Annotated in this window: 22 protein-coding genes and 1 pseudogene; 12 read left to right on the top strand and 11 right to left on the bottom strand. The window is 65.9% G+C overall.

Annotated elements, in window-relative coordinates; genetic code table 11:
* Window positions 1-52: 52 nt before the first annotated feature.
* Window positions 53-307: a hypothetical protein gene (locus OL599_RS21470; RefSeq protein ID WP_264716067.1), complete on the bottom strand. Its 255-nt coding sequence runs from the start codon at window positions 305-307 to the stop codon at window positions 53-55.
* Window positions 308-960: 653 nt separating this feature from the next.
* On the opposite strand from OL599_RS21470, the gene OL599_RS21475 reads away from it, so the two are divergent.
* The 3 genes from OL599_RS21475 (at window position 961) to OL599_RS21485 (ending at window position 2,464) form a co-directional block, all read left to right on the top strand.
* A complete protein-coding gene (locus OL599_RS21475) occupies window positions 961-1,854 on the top strand; it encodes a hypothetical protein (RefSeq protein ID WP_264716068.1) in 894 nt (297 codons plus the stop codon).
* 14 nt (window positions 1,855-1,868) lie between these two features.
* Window positions 1,869-2,120, top strand: a complete 252-nt coding sequence (locus OL599_RS21480; protein WP_264716069.1) for a hypothetical protein — start codon at window positions 1,869-1,871, stop codon at window positions 2,118-2,120.
* Window positions 2,121-2,233: 113 nt separating this feature from the next.
* Window positions 2,234-2,464 (top strand): DUF1328 domain-containing protein, encoded by a 231-nt coding sequence (locus OL599_RS21485; protein WP_456306710.1) that lies wholly within the window; start codon window positions 2,234-2,236, stop codon window positions 2,462-2,464.
* Between the two features lie 306 nt (window positions 2,465-2,770).
* On the opposite strand, the gene OL599_RS21490 is transcribed toward OL599_RS21485, so the two are convergent.
* The 3 genes from OL599_RS21490 to OL599_RS21500 all read right to left on the bottom strand — a co-directional run bounded on the left by OL599_RS21490 (window position 2,771) and on the right by OL599_RS21500 (window position 5,760).
* Window positions 2,771-2,983 (bottom strand): hypothetical protein, encoded by a 213-nt coding sequence (locus OL599_RS21490; RefSeq protein ID WP_264716070.1) that lies wholly within the window; start codon window positions 2,981-2,983, stop codon window positions 2,771-2,773.
* 108 nt (window positions 2,984-3,091) lie between these two features.
* Entirely contained in the window at window positions 3,092-4,870 is a 1,779-nt protein-coding gene (locus tag OL599_RS21495; protein ID WP_264716072.1) for a sensor histidine kinase, read from the bottom strand.
* 92 nt (window positions 4,871-4,962) lie between these two features.
* Window positions 4,963-5,760, bottom strand: coding sequence for a response regulator (locus OL599_RS21500; RefSeq protein ID WP_408886971.1), 798 nt, complete (start codon window positions 5,758-5,760; stop codon window positions 4,963-4,965).
* 215 nt (window positions 5,761-5,975) lie between these two features.
* Here OL599_RS21500 and OL599_RS21505 point away from each other — a divergent pair, with 215 nt between their 5' ends.
* The gene (locus tag OL599_RS21505; RefSeq protein WP_264716074.1) at window positions 5,976-6,215 is read left to right on the top strand and encodes a NepR family anti-sigma factor; all 240 of its coding nucleotides are present in this window, start codon (window positions 5,976-5,978) and stop codon (window positions 6,213-6,215) included.
* Entirely contained in the window at window positions 6,212-6,787 is a 576-nt protein-coding gene (locus tag OL599_RS21510) for a sigma-70 family RNA polymerase sigma factor (protein ID WP_264716075.1), read from the top strand. The genes OL599_RS21505 and OL599_RS21510 overlap by 4 nt, the downstream gene beginning before the upstream one ends.
* Window positions 6,788-6,945: 158 nt before the next feature.
* Here OL599_RS21510 and OL599_RS21515 read toward each other — a convergent pair whose 3' ends face one another.
* The 5 genes from OL599_RS21515 to OL599_RS21535 form a co-directional block, all read right to left on the bottom strand.
* Window positions 6,946-7,332 carry a PRC-barrel domain-containing protein gene (locus tag OL599_RS21515; RefSeq protein ID WP_264716076.1) on the bottom strand — a complete coding sequence of 129 codons (387 nt, stop codon included), beginning with the start codon at window positions 7,330-7,332 and terminating at the stop codon, window positions 6,946-6,948.
* 90 nt (window positions 7,333-7,422) lie between these two features.
* Window positions 7,423-7,596 carry a CsbD family protein gene (locus OL599_RS21520; protein WP_264716077.1) on the bottom strand — a complete coding sequence of 58 codons (174 nt, stop codon included), beginning with the start codon at window positions 7,594-7,596 and terminating at the stop codon, window positions 7,423-7,425.
* Window positions 7,597-7,665: 69 nt separating this feature from the next.
* Window positions 7,666-8,130 carry a PA2169 family four-helix-bundle protein gene (locus tag OL599_RS21525; RefSeq protein WP_264716078.1) on the bottom strand — a complete coding sequence of 155 codons (465 nt, stop codon included), beginning with the start codon at window positions 8,128-8,130 and terminating at the stop codon, window positions 7,666-7,668.
* Between the two features lie 155 nt (window positions 8,131-8,285).
* Window positions 8,286-8,774: a pyridoxamine 5'-phosphate oxidase family protein gene (locus tag OL599_RS21530; protein WP_264716079.1), complete on the bottom strand. Its 489-nt coding sequence runs from the start codon at window positions 8,772-8,774 to the stop codon at window positions 8,286-8,288.
* Window positions 8,775-8,911: 137 nt separating this feature from the next.
* Entirely contained in the window at window positions 8,912-10,204 is a 1,293-nt protein-coding gene (locus OL599_RS21535) for an NRAMP family divalent metal transporter (RefSeq protein ID WP_264716080.1), read from the bottom strand.
* 252 nt (window positions 10,205-10,456) lie between these two features.
* Here OL599_RS21535 and OL599_RS21540 point away from each other — a divergent pair, with 252 nt between their 5' ends.
* Window positions 10,457-11,302 carry a transglutaminase-like domain-containing protein gene (locus OL599_RS21540; RefSeq protein ID WP_264716081.1) on the top strand — a complete coding sequence of 282 codons (846 nt, stop codon included), beginning with the start codon at window positions 10,457-10,459 and terminating at the stop codon, window positions 11,300-11,302.
* 58 nt (window positions 11,303-11,360) lie between these two features.
* Here the strand turns inward: OL599_RS21540 and OL599_RS21545 are convergent, their stop codons facing one another.
* Together OL599_RS21545 and OL599_RS21550 are read right to left on the bottom strand one after the other, a co-directional pair.
* A complete protein-coding gene (locus OL599_RS21545; protein ID WP_264716082.1) occupies window positions 11,361-11,996 on the bottom strand; it encodes a DNA-3-methyladenine glycosylase family protein in 636 nt (211 codons plus the stop codon).
* A 13-nt stretch (window positions 11,997-12,009) separates the two neighbouring features.
* Window positions 12,010-13,410, bottom strand: coding sequence for an L-lactate permease (locus tag OL599_RS21550; protein ID WP_264716083.1), 1,401 nt, complete (start codon window positions 13,408-13,410; stop codon window positions 12,010-12,012).
* Window positions 13,411-13,598: 188 nt separating this feature from the next.
* On the opposite strand from OL599_RS21550, the gene OL599_RS21555 reads away from it, so the two are divergent.
* The 6 genes and pseudogenes from OL599_RS21555 to OL599_RS21580 form a co-directional block, all read left to right on the top strand.
* Window positions 13,599-13,808, top strand: coding sequence for a hypothetical protein (locus tag OL599_RS21555; RefSeq protein ID WP_264716084.1), 210 nt, complete (start codon window positions 13,599-13,601; stop codon window positions 13,806-13,808).
* 97 nt (window positions 13,809-13,905) lie between these two features.
* Window positions 13,906-14,598 (top strand): creatininase family protein, encoded by a 693-nt coding sequence (locus tag OL599_RS21560; protein WP_264716085.1) that lies wholly within the window; start codon window positions 13,906-13,908, stop codon window positions 14,596-14,598.
* On the top strand, window positions 14,598-15,608 hold the full coding sequence (locus tag OL599_RS21565; protein ID WP_264716086.1) for a ketopantoate reductase family protein: 1,011 nt from the start codon (window positions 14,598-14,600) through the stop codon (window positions 15,606-15,608). Before OL599_RS21560 ends, OL599_RS21565 begins: the two co-directional genes overlap by 1 nt.
* Window positions 15,605-16,363, top strand: coding sequence for an SDR family NAD(P)-dependent oxidoreductase (locus OL599_RS21570; protein ID WP_264716087.1), 759 nt, complete (start codon window positions 15,605-15,607; stop codon window positions 16,361-16,363). Before OL599_RS21565 ends, OL599_RS21570 begins: the two co-directional genes overlap by 4 nt.
* Window positions 16,360-17,733: a dipeptidase gene (locus OL599_RS21575; protein ID WP_264716088.1), complete on the top strand. Its 1,374-nt coding sequence runs from the start codon at window positions 16,360-16,362 to the stop codon at window positions 17,731-17,733. The genes OL599_RS21570 and OL599_RS21575 overlap by 4 nt, the downstream gene beginning before the upstream one ends.
* A 492-nt stretch (window positions 17,734-18,225) precedes the next feature.
* Window positions 18,226-18,922: pseudogene (locus OL599_RS21580) on the top strand (hypothetical protein); the annotation flags it as partial.

Below are 18,922 nucleotides of genomic sequence, written 5' to 3' on the forward strand. Positions count from 1 at the left end.
CGTTTCCGGGCGCGGTGCGCGTCTGGCGCCCGGCATCTCACGCGCGTGTTATTCAGGCCGGCGATTCACGAAAGCTCGCGATGAAGCGGCCGATCTCCTGCTTGACCAGCGCAGGATCGGATGAATTGCTGAGCAAGCGCGACACGTCCGCGCTGCCTGCATTGACCATAGCGACGCGGCCGAACTCGGCAATCTCATCGTCGGTAAAGCCCATCGCCACCATCATCGCCTGCAGCATCAAACGATTTGCACCCATGGCCGCGCGAAGGTCAGCGATTTCAAGACGCAGCGCCTCAGTGTCATCCATCGATTGGCCTCCGGGTCGTTCTTCCTCTCCGGGTCGTTCTTCAATCGACCGAGATAGCGGTCGATGTGGTGCCGTCAAGACCGCTGGCAGCCCCAGTGGGAACATCCGGTCAACCCATACAATCAATATATTGGGCTGAACGCTGTTCACCTTCCCGCTTATCGCGACGCTGCGGGAAACTCCCGCCCGCCGATATTGACGAACACGTGGTTGTGAATTGCCGCCGCATGAATGTCGAGCCATCGACGATGGCGGATCTCTTTGGTGCCATTCCACCGTTCGGCGCCTGCCAGCGGCTCCGGAAACCCGGCTATGTTTGTGCGCCATTCGTGAATGCAGGTGCAACTGTCAGGCGGAGGCTTGCGGACGTACACGGGATACTTCCGCCTCATCGTTGTCCCAGACTCACGCGCTCGTCATCAAATGCCCGTGGTTCCGGAACCAGCCGCACGCCACTGCGTTCATGCTCGCATCACATGAATGGAGGGCTCCATGGGTCGCGGTATCCTGCTTTGGCTTCTGGGTGTGCCAATCCCCATCATCATCCTTCTCGCGTTGCTCTGGCACTGATCGCACCGGTGCCGACCTGCACTTGGCACTGACCCATCTGGCAACGGTCTGCGCACCAGGCCCGCCCACCAGGAAAGATGACCATGCAAATCACTCCAGCCCTTGGCCCCGCCGGCACCTTTGGCGCCGGCGAGCAGGGCGCCACCGTGGAAGCGTCCGCCTCCGGCGTCTCCTGGCCCGCGATCATCGGCGGGGCTTTCGTTATGGCCGCGGCTTCGCTGATCCTCGTCACGCTTGGCGCCGGCCTCGGTCTGGCGTCGGTATCGCCCTGGCCCAATGCCGGCGCGTCGGCGACGACCTTCACTGTCATGACGGCGATATGGCTCGTTTTCGTGCAATGGGTCGCATCCGGCGTCGGGGGGTATCTGACGGGGCGATTGCGCACCAAATGGGTCGGCTTGCATACCCATGAGGTGTTCTTCCGGGATACGGCGCATGGATTCTTGACATGGGCCGTTGCCGCCATCATCGGCACGGCCGTGCTCGCTGCCGTGGTCTCGTCGGCAGTAAGTGGCGGGGCCCGCACGGCGGCCACAGTCGCGGCGGGAACAGCCCAGGCAGCCGACCAGGCGGGCGCCCAGTCCGGCAACGCTTTCAACCCCGGCGCCTACTACCTCGACCGCCTGTTCCGTTCTGATCAATCCCACGCCAACACGCCCGATCAGAACGTCCGCACGGAGAGTGCCCACATTCTCGCGATGGGCATGAGCAAGGGGGCGATCCCGCCAGCCGACCGCACCTATCTTGCCCAACTCATTTCGGGTCGTACCGGCATCTCCCAGGTCGATGCCGAAAAGCGCATCGACGAGGTTGTCACCCAGGAACAAGGCGCCGCCGCCGAGGCTCGTCAGGTGGCGGACGCGGCCCGCAAGGCCGCTTCCTCCGCGTCGATCTTCACGGCTTTGTCGATGCTGATCGGAGCCTTTATCGCCTGCGTTGCCGCCGCACTCGGCGGTCGTCAACGTGACGGATACTGAGCCGGATGTAATCCATGTGGCTGATCGGACTCGCGGTGCGCATGGCCCGCTTCGCCCGTGAGTACGATACGGGTCGGCGCGAGACAGTGGTCGACGCCACCGCATGGGCATGGAACAACCGGTCACAGTCTTACACCGTGCCGCTGGCCGCTTACGGTCCGCGGCTTTCGGATCCACCCACATTCCATTTCGGCGAGCGGACCACGACGCCGCTGGTTGTCGGCTCCGATACCTCACGGGATGGCAACAAAGAGGTTACGGCATGACAGGGCGCCATCTACGCGCGTATTGGCATGTTGCGGTATCGCAATCGTGAGAAAGCGGCGCAGCGTTGTGCGGAACATTAATCTGCGATCCGCGTTCTGTATCCGGACCGGCTGTGGTCCTCGAATCGGGCGTTCTTCTCCGTGCCAACGTTCCAATAGGAGCCGTCATGCTTCAGTGGTCATTGATGTTCCTGCTTGTCGCGATCGTTGCCGCCGCTTTCGGATTCGGCGGCATCGCCGCCAGCGCGAGCAGCATCGCCCAGGTGCTGTTTGTCATCTTTCTGGTCCTGTTTCTGGTCAGCATCGTCATGCATGTGATGCGCGGTCGACCACCGCCGATCTGACCGCGCCAGGGACGAACGCCGCTCATGAGGATCGGTGATGACGCCCGCCGGCTCGCGGGCGTCATCAGCGACCACTTCGGTGCGGCGGGAATGTCTGCGACATCGTGAAATGGACAGAAGGTTACGGCATTGCCTGATGGCGTTGCCGGATCGTGAACGATGAAAGGGAATCATACGCCCGCGTGGTGACGGCCACGAACGCCGACGAAGGTCCATCATCGGGCCGCGCAGTGAGCGGAACCAGGCCTATGCCATCCTCGTCTTGGCGCCTGAACCTGCGCGCTCCCTCGTCCGTAGCCGAAACCGTCAGTTGCGGCGCAGTCGAGCCTTGGCCAAACGGGCTAGAGCGCGCGGTTCCACATCGAAGATGACAGCCATTGCCGCCACGGCAAACATGCCCATGAATATGACGAAGATGTGTTGTGCGACTGCAGTGCCAGCCGGGGTCGTGATTCCGGAGAGCCCGACGATGGCGTCCGTGAATGCCACGGAAAGGCATGTGATTGCGGTGGCGAACATGATCGCGCGTCCTCTATGGCTTTGCGGCGCTTTGACCAGGCGTGGTGCTCGAACAAACAACGTCAAATGCGGCAGAAAGTTGCAGGCTCGCGTCGAGCGGCATTGCACCTATGTCGACGAGGTTCCGTTGTGCACGATGTAGCTGCCGGGAAAATCCAGAGTCCATTGAACCCCTTCAGGCGCGTGTACCAGTCGCACTGTGCCACCCAGCGCTCGGGCGACGGTCCGTTCGATGACGACATGGCCAAACCCGCGCCGTTTTGGAGCCTGGACCGGTGGCCCGTTCCTTTCCTCCCAGGTCAATCGACAGCGGGGTCCGTCGGGGCCCTCCGCGGTCAACGTCCATGAAATCTGGACCTCACCCTCGGGCACCGACAAGGCGCCGTATTTTGCGGCATTCGTCGCAAGCTCATGCAGCGCCATGCCGATATGCTGCGCGGCATCGGGGTGAATGCGCAACGGGTCGCCCATCAGTCGGATCTGCGGGTTCGCAAGATCGGAATAATGGCCCAGTTGGGTTTGCACGAGCTCCCGGATCGAGGCGCCGCGCCAGTCTTCCTGGACCAGGAGGTCATGCGATCCGGCCAGCGAATGGAGTCGTGCGCCGAACCGCCGCAGGAAGTCCTCGATCGACCCGCTGGTTGTCGCCGTCTGACGGGCAATCGCCTGGATCACGCTCAACAGATTCTTCGACCGGTGCGTGACCTCACGCATCAGCAACCAGATTCGTGCCGCGGTTTCCTTCCGCTCGGTGATTTCCACCGCCCCGCCGATCACGCCGACGATCGCGCCGTCCACCGCCCGTTGGGGCCCGAGCGCCACGTCGTACCACCGTTCCGTGCCGTCGATATCGAGGCTGATTTCAGTGCGGGTGGATTGGCCTGTGGCTATGACGTCCCTTTTGAGATCGACGATCAGGCGGCGGCTTCTGGGTGGGATGACGTCGTCGTCGGAGCGGCCGAGGAAATGTGCGAATGCGGTGCCAGGGTCGGCCTGGCTGATCCAGGTGTAGACAAGATCACGATCCTGGGTGAACACGGTCACACCCGACGCCGACAATGCAGCGGCAAATCTCTGGTTCATCTCCAGAAGCGTCCGGGTCCGCCAGGACACACGTCGCTCGAGCGTCGCAGACAGAACACGCAGGGCCCCCTCTCGCCGCTCGAGAAGATGCAAGTGCCGCCGGGTGTCTCGGATCAGCAGGGCGGCAAGAGCAATGACACACAGTAACGCGCCAATGACAGCACCCATCAGCGCATTCGCCACCCCGTCGAGAGCATCTGCCTTGACAACCTGATCTGCATTGATGGCGGACTCAAGATCGCCGATAAGTCGTCTTGTGACGTCCATACGGCTCTTGCCCTCGGCATTCAGATTGAGCTGCCGGATCTTCTGCCAATCCTCCACCCGCCGGAGTGCGATGACTTCCTCCATCAGGCGCAGGTCGGCCATTGTCGACTGATCGACTTGCTCCACGAGCCCGACGACACCTTGCAGCGGCGCGGCCAATTCCCGGAGCCGCGTCAGCAATCCCGAGAGTTCCTGACGCGATTTGTAGAACGGCTCGAGATACGTCTCGTCCCCCGTCAGCAGATATCCACGCTGGCCGGTTTCCGCATCGACGAGGTTGCCAAGGACGTGCGCGACCGCGTCGTGGATGACCCAGCCGGAGCGAACCGCGCTTGTCTTTCGATTGTTGTCCAGGACCAGCAGCACCTGCAACGCGCCGGCGAGGACAAGAAGGGTGAAACCGGTGATGATCGTGAGCGTTGCGCGCCGGTTGCGCCGGCCGTGCGCCCGGCCCCTGCGAAGCGCAGATGGCGCCGTCATGTCGGGGCTGGATAATTCACTGGCCTGTTCGTTCGGCTCCTCGTCCGCATCGTCCAACGGGCAAGCGGTCAAGCAAGGTTCGGTGCTGTCCCGTGCAGCGGTTCCTGGCTCGTCTTGCGTGCCGGACGCCAAGTGGCTGCCGGGCTTCGTCATGCAGCCGGGCTGGCCTTGTTCGGAATGCGGGCATTCTGGCCGAAGAAGAGCGCCTGGCTGATGATGGCCTTGACCGTGTCCGGCTGAAACGGCTTGGTGATGAGGAACGCCGGTTCCGGCCGCTGACCGGTCAGCAGGCGTTCGGGAAACGCCGTGATGAATATCACCGGCACCTGGACGTGCAGAAGGATCTCGTTCACGGCCTCCAGCCCCGAACTGCCGTCGGCCAACTGGATGTCCGCCAGCACCAGCCCCGGCGCCTTCTCTGCGATGGCGGCGACCGCTTCCGCATGGGTGCGGGCGATCCGCGTGACCCGATGGCCAAGATCCTCGACGAGTGCTTCCAGGTCGATGGCGATAAGCTGTTCGTCCTCGATGATCAGCACGTCGGTGCTGATCTCGGCGGCGATCTCGCGCCCTGCGCGCTCGATGAGGGCCTGGATCTCGGCAACCGGCCGATCGAGAATGGTGGCGATCTGGTCACGGTCGAAGCCCTCTACGGCGTGCAGGAGAAAGGCCACCCTGGGCAGCGGAGTCATGGCCCCGAGATGCCGCGTGGGCATCTCCGTGGTGGTGTCGTCGCTCTCGCGACCGGCTTCATGATTGATCGGGACGGAGGTCCAGATCTTCAGGAAAACCCGGAAAAGGGCCGCCCGAAGGTCGATATCGTCGGCGAGGACCCCGGGCCCGGCGACAATGGCCTCCAACGTCGCGACGGCATAGGCATCGCCTGCGGCCTGGGTTCCGGTGAGGGCGCGGGCAAAACGCCGGAGCTGGGGCAGCAGCGGTGCCATCCTGGTTGATGTTGACATCTCTTGACCCCTGGTGACAAAGCGGACGCATCGGCGGCAGCCGTAATGCCGAATAACGGCCATAATCCAGAATTGTTCCCGACGACCTGGAACTTCTTTGCGTCTGGCGCATTCCAACGATCGGCCCGCGAGGAAGGCACGATGCCCCGGCACGCCGACGCGATATGTGATCCGACCCGTGGCCATAGGAGATGTCCATGAGCGATCGTGACCGCCCCCCCCCTGATCGGGCGTCGAAGACGACGCAGCAGCCGGTTGCCGCAGGGCAAGAGATACCGCGCGCGTCACCACAGGGGGCCGTTCTGGACTCCTCGCTTCAGGCGCATATTGGCCGACAGCTGCGCGCGCTTTACGCCGAAATTGCCGACCAACCGGTCCCCGACCGCTTCGTCAAACTGCTCGACGAATTGGAACGCAAGAAGAGCGGCCAATCATGACCGCGCCGGCAGACCCGAGGGCTGCCCTGCTTGCAGCCATTCCGCGGTTGCGTGCCTTTGCGCTGCCACTATGCGGCAGGCCCGACCGCGCCGATGACCTGGTTCAGGAAACGCTGGTCAAGGCGTGGGCGAACATGAGTTCGTTCGAGCCGGGATCCAACATGGGGGCTTGGCTCTATACGATCCTGCGGAATGAATTCTACAGCGAATTCCGCAAGCGCCGCCGCGAGGTGCAAGACAGCGACGGCCTGTTCGCCGCGCAACTGGCGACCCATCCGACGCAGGACGGCCATCTGGAGTTTCAGGACTTTCGGACCGCGCTGTCCCGCCTTGCCGACGATCACCGAGAGGCGCTCATCCTTGTCGGTGCGTCGGGGCTTTCGTATGAAGAAGCGGCCCAGCTATGCGGCTGTGCCATCGGCACGATGAAGAGTCGGGTCCATCGGGCGCGCGAGAAATTGGCGGAGCTATTGAGCGCCCGTCCCGATAAGCAGTTCGGGCCGGATCGCAAGCCGGAGGTGCAGCCAGATATCTCGTTGGCGGCGGCGGGAAGCGGGAGGCAGGGTACATAGCTTCTTGTTCCATAGGGCGTTGTCAGGATCGCGGCTCTGAACGGCACCCTTCATCTGCGCGGCTGGTTTCACCCGCATGGCGGTGCCGCTGAGCGCAAAGGATGCCGACGGCCGCGCAGCGGCGTGGTGGCGGTCGATTCCTTTGCGCTCAGCGTCCATTAGTAGGCATATTTGAATTCCGGAAGCGCTTTCAGCGAATCCCGCGTGGCGCCTGGCAGCATCATATGCTTGTCGGTGACCTTGATCGCATTGAACGGCACAACGACCAGCTTCGTGCCCATTCCAAGGAAACCGCCGACGGACAGAACGGCGAAGGGTACCTTTTCGCCAGGTGTCACGATCAGGTCATCGATGGTTCCGACGGTTTCGTCCGCCTCGTTCGTCACCGTGCTGCCCACCACCTTCGACGTACGATATCCGGTGGCCAGGGAAGCCGGGTCCACCTTCATCAACACCACGGTCTGCTTGACGCCCTGCGCGAAGGCAGGGAGCCCCAGCAATGCGGCGCCGGTGACGGCCACCACCATGAAATTGGCAGTCCTCATCCTGATTACTCCTCAGACAGTGACGGGCAGATCGTTCTTGGGGAACCACCTGCCCGTACATGTGGCTAATCCGGAAAGCGCACCAGGCACCTATTTGTCCTTGAGCGCGTCCTTGGCGCCGCCGACGGCGTTCTGCACCTTGCCGGCGACTTTCTCGGCCTTGCCCTCGCCCTGCAGCTTGGCGTCGCCAATGACCTTGCCGGCGACTTCTTTCGCCGTTCCCTTGACCTGCTTTGCAGCGCCAGCGATGCGGTCCTTGTCCATTTTCGATACTCCTTGGTGGGTTGGATCCTGGTCCGGTGCCGTCATCGGACCGAGCGTTGCCGCGTCAGGTCAGGAGGCCGCGCGCAACTTCAGTTCGTGCTTGAGCTGGCTCATCTCGTCATGCCCGGCCTTGATCGAGCCATAGATGCGCGTCACCAGCGCCTTGCCGCTCGGGGACAGCTCTTCGTTGTCCAATGCGGCCTCGAACTTCGCCTTGACATGGTCCTCGCCGGCTTCGACTTCGTCGACGACGCTCTGGTCGCTGCCGGTGACGCTGCTCTTGAGGTTCAGGAAGGCGCGATGCGCCGCCGCCAGCATTGTCCCGCTGTCTTCCGGCGCGCCGCCCAGGCGGACGACTTCGGCCTGTAGCTGCCGGATCAGGTGCTGGCGCTCGGTTGCGCGAGCCTGGAACAGCGTCGTGAAGCGCGGATTGCGGGCCTCCTTCGCAGCCTCGGAATAGCCATCGGCACTATCGAGCGTCGTTTCGATAAGGCCGTTGAGTATCTTGATATCGCTTTCATTCGTTGTCGCCATGATCTGCTCCTTCTTCCAGGGTGATGCGCACCCGACGGATCTCCGGGTCGTGGAGATCACCCTGTCATCTGCGTTGCGTGACAGCGGGCCCGGCCTCAGGTGCGGTCATGTTCAACGCCTGGATGCGATCCAAGGTTCCCGGATCGGTGGGGTCGTCATCCGAGTTTCGTGGCTGCATTCCTGCCCAGCTCGGGTGGATCCCCGGAAATCTTCGCCTGCAGGAACTTGATTGCGAGCACGATCTTGCTTGAGGGCGCATCCCAGTACTCGCCGAATTCAGGGGTGAATCGGAGCAGCAGGATGTTTGGATCGTCCGGCCCTTCGGGGTAGTAGAGCTGGGCGCCAGGATTCCACAGCTCTTCAATCATCCTGCGGTCGTGGACAATCTCCATGCGGCCGGAGACGGACACGAACGACTGCGCTTTCACGTCCGAGTATGCCAGGCAGACGCGCGGATCACGCCTTACTTCATTGTCCTTGTCGGCGCCGCGGTCCGTATAGAACCAGATCGCATTTTCATCCGGCCTCGCGATTCCGGCCATTGGACGGCAGCGCATCCACGCGTCGTCGTTCGTCACCATCATGCAGGTGCCGATGTCACCGATCAGCTTCCACACCATCGTGCTGGCAGTGTCGTCATCCATCGGAGATTCCCCATTCATGAACGCTGTGTTTGCACGTCGGCGCCGCCCGAGTACGTCCGCGTCCCGATCAACGTTTGACACGGCACTCGGGGCCTGCGGAAAGTGGAGGCTCTGCCGCGGTCCGGACAGGACCGCGGCTACAGAGTGGCGAACATCCCCACGGCGGCCGCCGTCATCACGCCCGTGGCGACCCACCCCATGGTCTTTAGCGGCGTTCCCAAGGCGAATTGCGCCATGACGGCGCGGCGGCTGGCGAGCAGCATCGTCATGACCATCACCGGAACGGCCACAACGCCATTGATGACCGCGCTCCAGAATAGCGCCTTGACCGGATCGATTGGTGAAAAGTTGATCAGCACGCCGATCAGGGTGGCGATCGCAATGGTCGCATAGAATGCATGGGCGGCGTAGGGCCGTCGCGCGAGACCCACCGGCCATTGGAACGCCTCACCCAGCGCGTAGGCTGCCGATCCTGCCAGAACGGGAAGTGCCAGCAATCCGGTTCCGATGATGCCGGCCGCGAAGACGGTGAACGCAAACTTTCCCGCAATCGGGCGCAGCGCTTCGGCCGCCTGCGACGAAGTCTGGATATCGGTCTGGCCGTTGGCGTGCAATGTCGCAGCGGCGGTGATGACAATGCACAGGGCGATGAGGTTCGACAGCGCCATTCCGACATAGGTATCGAGCCGGATACGGGTGAGCTGGGACGGAGCCTGCTCCGGCGCCTCGCGCAGCGGGCTGGTGGCGGGGTCTTCCTTCTGCTCCTCGACTTCCTGCCCGGCCTGCCAGAAGAAAAGATAGGGGCTGATCGTGGTCCCGAACACAGCGACCACGGCCGTCAGATACGCGCTGTCCCAGCTGATGTGCGGATAGACCAGGTTGGCGCCCACCTGGCCCCAGGGCACGTCGACGACGAATACCGTTGCCACATAGGCGAACAGCGACAAGGTCAGCCATTTCAGAACGGAAACGTAGTGAGAATATTGCACGAACACCGCCAGGACGACGGTGATGAGTGCGATCAGCGCGACGTAGAGGAGCGTCGGGCCTCCGACCAGAAGTGTCAGCGCTGCGCCCATGGCGCCAAGGTCGGCGCCGATATTGATCGTGTTGGCGACAACCAGCAGTCCGACGATCGCGTGCAGAACCCAGGCGGAAGACTGCCGGCGCATATTGCCGGCCAAGCCCCGGCCGGTGACGCAGCCGATCTGTGCGCTGATCTGTTGTATCGCGCACATGAGTGGAAATGTCAGGAGCAGGGTCCATCCGAGGCCATAACCGAATTGCGCGCCAACCTGCGAATAGGTTGCAATCCCACTGGGGTCGTCGTCGGACGCGCCCGTGATCAACCCGGGGCCCAACACCTCCAGCAGTTTCGGCCGCGCCGCCTGCTTGTCCTGGGTCGCTTCGGCCGATGAAATGCCACTCATATGCGGGCCCTTGTGATTTCGGCACCAATGGATGCGCGCGTGCCGCCTCGGCGACTGCACCCGCACAGAACGTGGTTTGGCGGTGTTGGTTGCGTCTGGGGAGGACGCGTTTTGCCGGCATCAGCGAAAGGATGGGAACCGGCCCGGGAACTTGGCGTTGTCGGGATGACGTCGCATCTCGCTCACGTGACACGTGATCGAGTGATGCGCGGATACGCATGTCGGGCCGGACAGGGATTGGGGTATGAAAGCATGATTATCAGAATCGGCTTCAATATTGTGTGTGAGTGCCCGCAGCCGACGCCCATGGTGCTCATGCTGAACGTACATCCAACACGGGCCGGCGACGTCATCGCAGGCGACAAGGTCATTTGCGACACCGTAGAACCGCTTCGGACATACCGGGACAGCTTCGGAAATATTTGCACACGCGTGGTCGCACCGCCCCGGGCGCGGTTCGTCAACAAGGCAATCATCAGGGACACTGGCCTTCCGGACCGTGTCGCAGTTGACGCGGCCGAGACTCCCGTCATCGAGCTTCCCGATGACGCCCTGCTCTACCTTATGGGCAGCCGGTACTGCGAAACGGATGAACTATCGGAGACGGCCTGGAAGCTTTTCGGAGCGACGCAACCGGGGTGGGCGCGGGTACAGGCGATCTGCGATTTCGTACATCGCCACATCCGCTTCGGCTACGAAAATGCCCGCTCGACACGCACGGCGGTCGACGCCTTTCGCGAAGGCAAGGGCGTGTGCCGGGACTTTGCCCATCTGGCCATCGCACTGTGCCGGGCCATGAATATTCCGGCGCGCTACTGCACGGGATATCTGGGTGACATCGGGGTGCCGATGGCGCCCTTTCCGATGGATTTCAGCGCCTGGTTCGAGGCGTATCTCGATGGCACGTGGTACGCATTCGACGCCCGGCACAACACGCCGCGCATTGGGCGCGTGTTGATGGCGCGTGGCCGCGATGCCGCAGACGTGCCTCTCATCAACAGTTTCGGCGCGCATACGTTGACGCAGTTCGACGTCTGGACCGAAGAGGCGACGGCACAGGACGACGGACGGATTGACGGCGCCCAGCGGGTCGCCTGACCAGCGTCGCGAGCCTGCGGTGCCGATAGGTACGGGAGGCCAACCGCGGGCTGCATCCTTACCCGCCCGGCAGCACCATCTTCGTCTTCCTGCCCTCGTCGACCGCGCGCCACAAGTACCAGGCGGCGGTGCTGCGATAGGGGGCATAGATGGCACCGAGCATCGCGAGTTCCTTCGGTTTCGGTTGCGCGTCGAGGCCGTGCAGCACCCGGAACCCCTCACGCACGCCGAAATCGTCCACCGGCAGGATGTCCGGCCGGCCCAGGGTGAACATCAGCAGCATCTCCACCGTCCAGCGGCCGACACCGCGGATGGTGGTGAGGCGTTCGATCAGCGCCTCGTCCGACAGGCGCGCGGCGGCGCGGCGGGTGGGCACCACGCCGTCGGCGGCCTTGGCGGCAATGTCGCGGATGGCGGCGACCTTGCCGGCGGAAAAGCCGCAGCCGCGCAAGGCGGCCTCGTCGGTCGCCAGCACCTGCTCGGGCGTGGGGAAGGGCGTGTCTGGATACAGGGCGACGAAGCGGGCGGTGATGGTGCGCGCGGCGGTGCCATGGAGCTGCTGATGGGCGATGGCACGCACCAGCGCCTCGTAAGGCTGGTGGCGATTGACTTCCAGGCCGCAGGGGCCGGTGCGGCGGATCAGCGCCTTCATCTTCGGGCAGGCGCGGCGGAGATGGGTGAGGGCGTCGCTCATGGAACGAACAATGTCATCCGACCGCGACGGCGACCAGCCCCACCGCCAGGCCAAGCGCGAACAGCGGCCAGGCAAGCCGCCAGACGCGGGCGGGCGTGGCGCCGTCGCCGGCAAGCCCGCTGGCAATGGCGCTGATCTGGGGCGACAGGACCAGGAACAGGGTGCCGTTCTGCACCGCCGGCAGCACCGTGGGGCCGAGCCCGGCGACGCGGCCGAGGGCGGCCTGCAACGGCATCATGGCGGCGTTCGAGCCGACATTGGTGCCGGCGAAGAACCCGGCGATCCCGGCCAGCAGCGGCGCCGCGAACGGCGCGAACTGGCCGAGCGCGCCGGCCAGCGCGGTGGCGAGCGCCTGCGGCACCCCGGCATTGGACAGGAAGCGGGCGAGCAGCACGAACATCAGCAGGGCCAGCGCCGGCCGCTGTGCCCGCCGCAGCGCGCCCAGCGCCACCCCGGCCGGGTTGGCACGGCGCAGCAACAGCGCCAGCGCCACCAGCCACAGCGCCGCCATGGCGTGGTTCAGCGGCAGCGCGGGCAGGTCGGGGAAAGGGCGCAGGGCGGGAGCGTCGCGCCAGAGCCGGCTGCCCAGCAGCACGGCGGCCAGCAACGTGTAGGGAAAGGCCGCGGCCACTGCGCGCTGCCAGCCTTCGCGGCCGCGCGGGGGCGCGTTGCGCAACAGCTTCGCCGCCAGCACCGGCCCGGTCGCCAGCAGGCCGCACACCTCCCACGGCACCAGATGGTGCCAGACCACCAGCAGGCCGCCGACGGCGCCGACCCAGGCAAGCTGCTCGGCCCGTCGCGAATTGGGAACAGGATGCCCGGCGATGGCGCTGAGGCGCCAGAACAGCAGCAGCACGAACGGCAATTCGGCCGCCAGGATGATGGCGTTGCGCGCCGCCAGCTCCTGCGCCGGCACGCCGGCGAGGGCGGCGCCGACGGCGGTGCCCGGCCCCAACCCGCCCCAGGGGATCAGCAACTGGCTCAACAGCCCGATCGCCGCGGCCGGCGCGCCGGCGACGCCGATGCGCCGGAAGCTGGCGACGGCGAACACGCAGCCCACGCCGAAGCCGGTGACGGTCTCGGCGAAGGGGCCGAGCAGGAAGGCGCCGGTGAACAGCACGTCCGCCGCATCGCCGGGCCGGTCCGGCTGCGCAGTGTCCTGATGGGCGCCGACGGCGGCATGGAACACCAGGCCGCCGATGATGATGCCGACCGGAATGACCGCAAGCCACAGCCCCTGGGCGGCGCTGTCCGCCACGAAGCTTGCCATGACGCCGGCGCCCGGCTCGGCGAGCCACGCCGCCGGCAGGGTGAGCGCCAGCGCCACGGCGCAGGCCAGCACCGGCCCGGTGCGCCCGGAGGCGAGCAGCGCAACCAGCGCAAGCAGCGGCAGGGCCTGGATCAGCAGCGTCATGGAGTCAGCATGCCAGCAACCGATGGATGTCACGACAGCGTGAACCGCACGCGTGCCGCGTGTCCGGCAAGCTCTTGCTGCTTGCTTCGTCCCCGGCGGCGGGCGCTAGATTGCAGCACGTCGGGCGGGAATCCGACAGGTGGCTCGTTCGGCTCCCTGCCGCGAGACGGCTCCGAAGGACCGTGGTCATGACCAAGATCTACCGGCTCGTTGCGACCGACGACGATCTCGAGGCAGCGGATCGCCAGACATCGAGTCTGGCCGGACTGGCCTTGACCCTGCTCATCGTCGTCGTCTGCCTGTTCGTGTTCAAGGAGCTGCAGTCCAAGACGGCGATCGAGGATTGCCTGATGGCCGGCCGCACCAATTGCGACATCCTGGTGGCCAGGATTCAGTGATCCTGGCCGGGCCCGCGCGCCATTGAACAAACCACCCGATTGACCTTCGCGCCATCTGTGGCAGCGTGCATCCCGCAACAGCAGGCCGGGGGATTCGATGCGCGTCGCCGAGATGGACTGGCGGATGATCGAGGATTGGGTGCGCAACGACGACCGCGCGGTCCTGCCGCTGGGCAGCACGGAGCAGCATGCCGGGCTGTCGCTGCTCACCGATGCCATCCTGGCCGAGCGCGTGGCGGTGGAAGCGGCCGAGCCGCTGGGCATTCCGGTGTTCCCGGCGATTCCCTTCGGACTCGCACCGTATTTCCAGGCCTATCCCGGCAGCATCACGCTGCGTGTGGCCACGCTGTGCTCGGTGGTGTCGGACGTGCTGGACAGCCTCAAGCGCAGCGGGTTCCGGCGCATCGTCATCGTCAACGGGCATGGCGGCAACCAGCCGGCGGCGGCGCTGGCGCAGGAATGGATGATGGACAACCCGGATTGCCGCGTGCGCTTCCACGACTGGTGGCGCGCGCCGCGCACGTTTGCGCAGGTGCAGGCCACCGACCGCGTGGCGAGCCACGGCAGCTGGATGGAGAATTTCCCCTGGACGCGCCTGCCGACCACGCCGGCCGATGAGGCGAAGGAGATGGTCGACACCGACCGGCTGAAGACACTGCCGCCGTTCGAGGCGCGCACGCTGCTGGAGGACGGCAATTTCGGCGGCCGCACCCAGCGCGGCGACAACGAGTTGATGGCGATCTGGAACATCGCCGTGGAGGAAACCCGCGCGATGCTGGAGACATGGTGATGCAGCCGATCCTGATCTGGGGCGCGGGCGCCATCGGCGGCTCGGTCGGCGCCTGGCTGAAGCGGGCCGGCCATGACGTGACCATGGTCGATGTGGTGGAAGACCATGTGGCGGCGATCCGCGGCCCCGGCCTGCGCATCACCGGACCGGTGGAGCAGTTCTCGGTCGTCGCCCCGGCGCTGACGCCGCAACAGGTGACGGGCACGTGGCGGCACATCTTCCTGGCGGTGAAGGCGCACCACACGGAGGCCGCCTGCCGGGCGCTGATGCCGCATCTGGCGCAGGACGGCTATGTGCTGTCGCTGCAGAACGGGCTGTGCGAGACGGTGATCGAACGCATCGTCGGGCGCGATCGCACCATCGGCGCCTTCGTCAATTTCAGCGCCGACTGGATCGCACCCGGCGAGATCATGTTCGGCGGCCGCGGCGCGGCGGTGCTGGGCGAGGTGACCGGGCGCATGACGCCGCGCCTGGAAGAGCTGCACCGGGTGATGCTGGACTTCGAGCCGAACGCCATCACCACGCCGGCGATCTGGGGCTATCTGTGGGGCAAGCTCGGCTATGGCGCGATGCTGTTCGCGCAGGCGCTGGGCGACAAGGGCATCGCCGACTGCCTGGCGCGGCCCGAGCTGCTGCCGGTCTGGCGCGCGCTCGGCCGCGAGGCGGTGGAGGTGGCGCTGGCCGAAGGCGTGGACCCGCAGGGCTTCAACGGCTTCGATCCGCGCGCGTTCATGCCCAATGCGCCGATGGATGCGGCGCGCGCCTGCGTCGAGGCGATGGTGGCGTTCAACCGTCCCAACGCCAAGACCCATTCCGGCGTGTGGCGCGACCTCGCGGTGCGCAAGCGGCGCACCGAGATCGACGTGCAGATCGCCCCGATCGCCGAGATCGGCGCGCGGCACGGCATCGCCTGCCCGACGGTGGCCAAGCTGGTGGCGATGATCCACGAAATCGAGGACGGCAAGCGTCCGATGTCCGACGACAACCTTCTGGAGTTGATCCCCGCATGAATCTTCGTTTCGACGGCAAGGTCGTCGTGGTCAGCGGCGCCGGCCACGGCTTCGGGCGCACCATCGCGCAGACCTTCGCGGGCCTCGGCGCCGTCGTGCATGGTTGCGACCTTTCGGCCGAGGAACTGGCCGAAACCGCGCGGCACGGCAACATCTACACCCGGGTGGTGGACCTGACCGACCGCAAGGCGGCGGCGGCGTGGATCCATGACATCGAGGCGCAGTCGAGCGGCCGGGCGGTGTTCTGCCTGGTGAACAATGCCGGCGGCGTGGCCGGCCAGGCGCCCCGGCCGCTGGACGAGGTGCCCGACGAGGACTGGGACCGCATCTTCGCCATCAACGTGGGCGCCGCCATGGTGCTGTCGCGGGCGGCCGCGCCGGCGATGAAGAAGGCGGGGCATGGGCGCATCGTCAACATCAGCTCGGGCGCGGGGCTGCAGGCGTCGCTGACGGGCATCCAGGCCTATTGCAGCGCCAAGCACGCGGTGATCGGGCTGACCCGGCAGCTTGCGCACGAGTTCGGGCCGTTCGGCATCACCGTCAACTCGGTGGCGCCCGGCTTCATCCGCACCAATGCCTCCACCGAGAAGCAGTGGGAGAGCTATGGGGCGGACGGGCAGAAGGCGCTGGTGGAGCGCATCGCCATGAAGCGGCTGGGCAGCGCCGAGGACATCGCCAATGCGGTGATCTTCTTCGCCTCGGAGCTGGCGGGCTTCGTGAACGGGCAGGTGATCCAGGTGGACGGCGGCCGGTGATCGAAGCGGTCGACGCCTGGCTGGCGGCGCACCGCCAGCGGCTGCTGGACGAGCTGTTCGCCTTCATCCGTGCCCCCAGCGTGTCCACCGACCCGGCCTATGCCGAGGGGATGCGGCAGGCGGCCGCGCTGCTGGAGGGCCGCTTGCGACGGATCGGCCTGGACAATGTGCGGCTGCTGGATGGCGGCGGCCACAAGAGCGTCTATGGCGAATGGCTCGGGGCGCCGGGGCAGCCGACCATCCTGGTCTATGGCCATTACGACGTGCAGCCGCCCGATCCGCTGGAATTGTGGGAGACCCCGCCGTTCGAGCCGACGCTGCGCGACGGACGGATCCATGCCCGCGGGGCCTCGGACGACAAGGCACCGCTGTGGATCGCGGTGTCGGCCATCGAGGCGTGGCTCGCGGTCGCCGGCCGGCTACCGGTGAACGTGAAGCTGCTGCTGGAGGGCGAGGAGGAGGTGGGCAGCCAGAGCCTGCCGGCGATCATGGCGGCGCATCGCGACCTGCTGGCGGCGGACGTGCTGATCTCCGCCGATGGCGGGCGCTGGCGGCCGGGCGTGTCGAGCGTGAATACCAACAGCCGCGGGCTCGTGGCGTTGGAGCTGACGGTGCGCACGGCGGCGCGCGACCTGCATTCCGGGCGCTTCGGCGGGCCCGTGGGCAATGCGCCGATGGCGCTGGCGCGGCTGCTGGCCAGCCTGCACGACGAGCGCAACCGCATCGCCGTGCCCGGCTTCTTCGACGGCCTGCAACGGCCGGGCAACGCCGACATCGCCAGCATGCATGCGCTGGGCTTCGACGAGGCGGCGTTCTTCAGCGAGATCGGCGCCCGGCCGGGTGCGATGGAGCCGGGCGTGTCGCTGCTGGAATCGCTGTGGTTCCGCCCGACGCTGGAGGTGAACGGCATTGCCGGGGGCTATGACGGTCCCGGCGGCAAGACGGTGATTCCGTGCGAGGCGCGGGCCAAGATCAGCTGCCGGCTGGGCCCGGGCCAGGCGCCCGCGCAGGTGGCCAACGCGGTGGACGCGCATCTGCGCGCCCATTGCCCGGATTGGGTGGAACTGGAGATCAGCCACGAGCGCAAAGGCACCGCTGCCTATGCGGTGCCGGAGGACGACCCCTATCTGGCAGCCGTGGAGCGGGTGGTCGAGCGCGTGCACGGCGCGAAGCCGCTGCGCGTCGGAGTGGGCGGCACCCTGCCGATCTCGGCCATGGCCAAGGAGATGCTGGAGCTGGAGACGGTGATGCTGTCCTACGCCATCGCCGACGAGCGCATTCATGCGCCCAACGAGTTCTTCCGGCTGTCGAGCTTCGATGAGGGGCTCGCCGCCTGGGCCCGGTTGCTGCCGGAGCTGGTCCGGGCCTGAGTGGCCCGACCTGAACAGCCGGAACGGCGTCCACACGGACGGCCTGCGCACGGCCGCTGCCCTCGCGCAGCTGTGATGAGGCGGCAAGATTGTCCCGCCCCCGGCGGGTCCCATATCGGTCGGGACGGCTGGTGCCACGCGTGCGCGGTGGCTGACTGCGGGTGCGCCGGGCGCTCACCAGACAGATAGAGACCCGAGATTATGTTGTCTGGTGGAAAATCCGCCTAGCGCATTGAAAGCCACGGCGAACCGGCAAGTGCCACGGCAGTATGGCCGTGAACTCAGGCAGCCCTCGAGTGCCCTTTTGCGTCACCAAACGACAGTTGCACGAAGTTTCGTAACATAACGCTGCTTAGCGTGTCGTATTTATAAGCGGGTCGACCGGAACGTTATTATAATCAGGGCGCAGGCAGGTTTTCGGTATCCGCGATGACTCGGGATTGCAACGGCTGGCGCTCCAGTGGAATGCGCGGCCAACCAGGAAGATCGATCATGAGAATCAACGAACTGCTGGCCGGAACGGCATTGGCGCTGGTGCTGTCTGCTGGTGCTTACGCCCAGACGCCCAATGCCCCGGCGCCTAATGCCCCGACGCCCAATGTCCAGACATCCGGCTTGGGGCCTGATGGATGCCCGCTTGTGAAGTCGGTTGCTGGCGAGGGCGGTGCGGCGCGTCCCGTGGCTGGTGAGGGCGGGTTTGCCCGTCCGGTGGCCGGCGAGGGCGGTTTTGCCCGTCCGGTTGCTGGCGAGGGCGGGTTCGCACGTCCGGTTGCTGGTGAGGGCGGGTTCGCGCGTCCGGTGGCCGGTGAGGGCGGTGCAGCGCGTCCCGTGGCTGGTGAGGGCGGGTTTGCCCGCCCTGTTGCCGGCGAGGGCGGTTTTGCCCGTCCGGTTGCTGGCGAGGGCGGGTTCGCGCGTCCGGTGGCCGGCGAGGGCGGGTTCGCACGTCCGGTGGCCGGTGAGGGCGGGTTCGCACGTCCGGTTGCCGGTGAGGGCGGGTTCGCGCGCCCGGTTGCCGGTGAGGGCGGGTTTGCCCGGCCGGTCGCTGGCGAGGGCGGTGCGGCGCGTCCGGTTGCTGGTGAGGGCGGGTTTGCCCGGCCGGTTGCTGGTGAGGGTGGGTTTGCCCGGCCGGTTGCTGGCGAGGGCGGTGCGGCACGTCCGGTGGCTGGTGAGGGTGGGTTCGCGCGTCCGG

The organism is Limobrevibacterium gyesilva, assembly GCF_025989185.1.
Classification (GTDB): domain Bacteria; phylum Pseudomonadota; class Alphaproteobacteria; order Acetobacterales; family Acetobacteraceae; genus Limobrevibacterium; species Limobrevibacterium gyesilva.

Coding starts and splice junctions, on each gene's coding strand:
- OL599_RS21500 (WP_408886971.1), bottom strand. CDS start 5,760: ATGGCACCGCTGCTGCCCCAGCTCCGGCGTTTTGCCCGCGCCCTCACC.
- OL599_RS21475 (WP_264716068.1), top strand. CDS start 961: ATGCAAATCACTCCAGCCCTTGGCCCCGCCGGCACCTTTGGCGCCGGC.
- OL599_RS21560 (WP_264716085.1), top strand. CDS start 13,906: ATGCGCGTCGCCGAGATGGACTGGCGGATGATCGAGGATTGGGTGCGC.
- OL599_RS21525 (WP_264716078.1), bottom strand. CDS start 8,130: ATGGCGACAACGAATGAAAGCGATATCAAGATACTCAACGGCCTTATC.
- OL599_RS21505 (WP_264716074.1), top strand. CDS start 5,976: ATGAGCGATCGTGACCGCCCCCCCCCTGATCGGGCGTCGAAGACGACG.
- OL599_RS21565 (WP_264716086.1), top strand. CDS start 14,598: ATGCAGCCGATCCTGATCTGGGGCGCGGGCGCCATCGGCGGCTCGGTC.
- OL599_RS21480 (WP_264716069.1), top strand. CDS start 1,869: ATGTGGCTGATCGGACTCGCGGTGCGCATGGCCCGCTTCGCCCGTGAG.
- OL599_RS21520 (WP_264716077.1), bottom strand. CDS start 7,596: ATGGACAAGGACCGCATCGCTGGCGCTGCAAAGCAGGTCAAGGGAACG.
- OL599_RS21545 (WP_264716082.1), bottom strand. CDS start 11,996: ATGAGCGACGCCCTCACCCATCTCCGCCGCGCCTGCCCGAAGATGAAG.
- OL599_RS21570 (WP_264716087.1), top strand. CDS start 15,605: ATGAATCTTCGTTTCGACGGCAAGGTCGTCGTGGTCAGCGGCGCCGGC.
- OL599_RS21555 (WP_264716084.1), top strand. CDS start 13,599: ATGACCAAGATCTACCGGCTCGTTGCGACCGACGACGATCTCGAGGCA.
- OL599_RS21470 (WP_264716067.1), bottom strand. CDS start 307: ATGGATGACACTGAGGCGCTGCGTCTTGAAATCGCTGACCTTCGCGCG.
- OL599_RS21540 (WP_264716081.1), top strand. CDS start 10,457: ATGATTATCAGAATCGGCTTCAATATTGTGTGTGAGTGCCCGCAGCCG.
- OL599_RS21515 (WP_264716076.1), bottom strand. CDS start 7,332: ATGAGGACTGCCAATTTCATGGTGGTGGCCGTCACCGGCGCCGCATTG.
- OL599_RS21530 (WP_264716079.1), bottom strand. CDS start 8,774: ATGGATGACGACACTGCCAGCACGATGGTGTGGAAGCTGATCGGTGAC.
- OL599_RS21535 (WP_264716080.1), bottom strand. CDS start 10,204: ATGAGTGGCATTTCATCGGCCGAAGCGACCCAGGACAAGCAGGCGGCG.
- OL599_RS21490 (WP_264716070.1), bottom strand. CDS start 2,983: ATGTTCGCCACCGCAATCACATGCCTTTCCGTGGCATTCACGGACGCC.
- OL599_RS21550 (WP_264716083.1), bottom strand. CDS start 13,410: ATGACGCTGCTGATCCAGGCCCTGCCGCTGCTTGCGCTGGTTGCGCTG.
- OL599_RS21510 (WP_264716075.1), top strand. CDS start 6,212: ATGACCGCGCCGGCAGACCCGAGGGCTGCCCTGCTTGCAGCCATTCCG.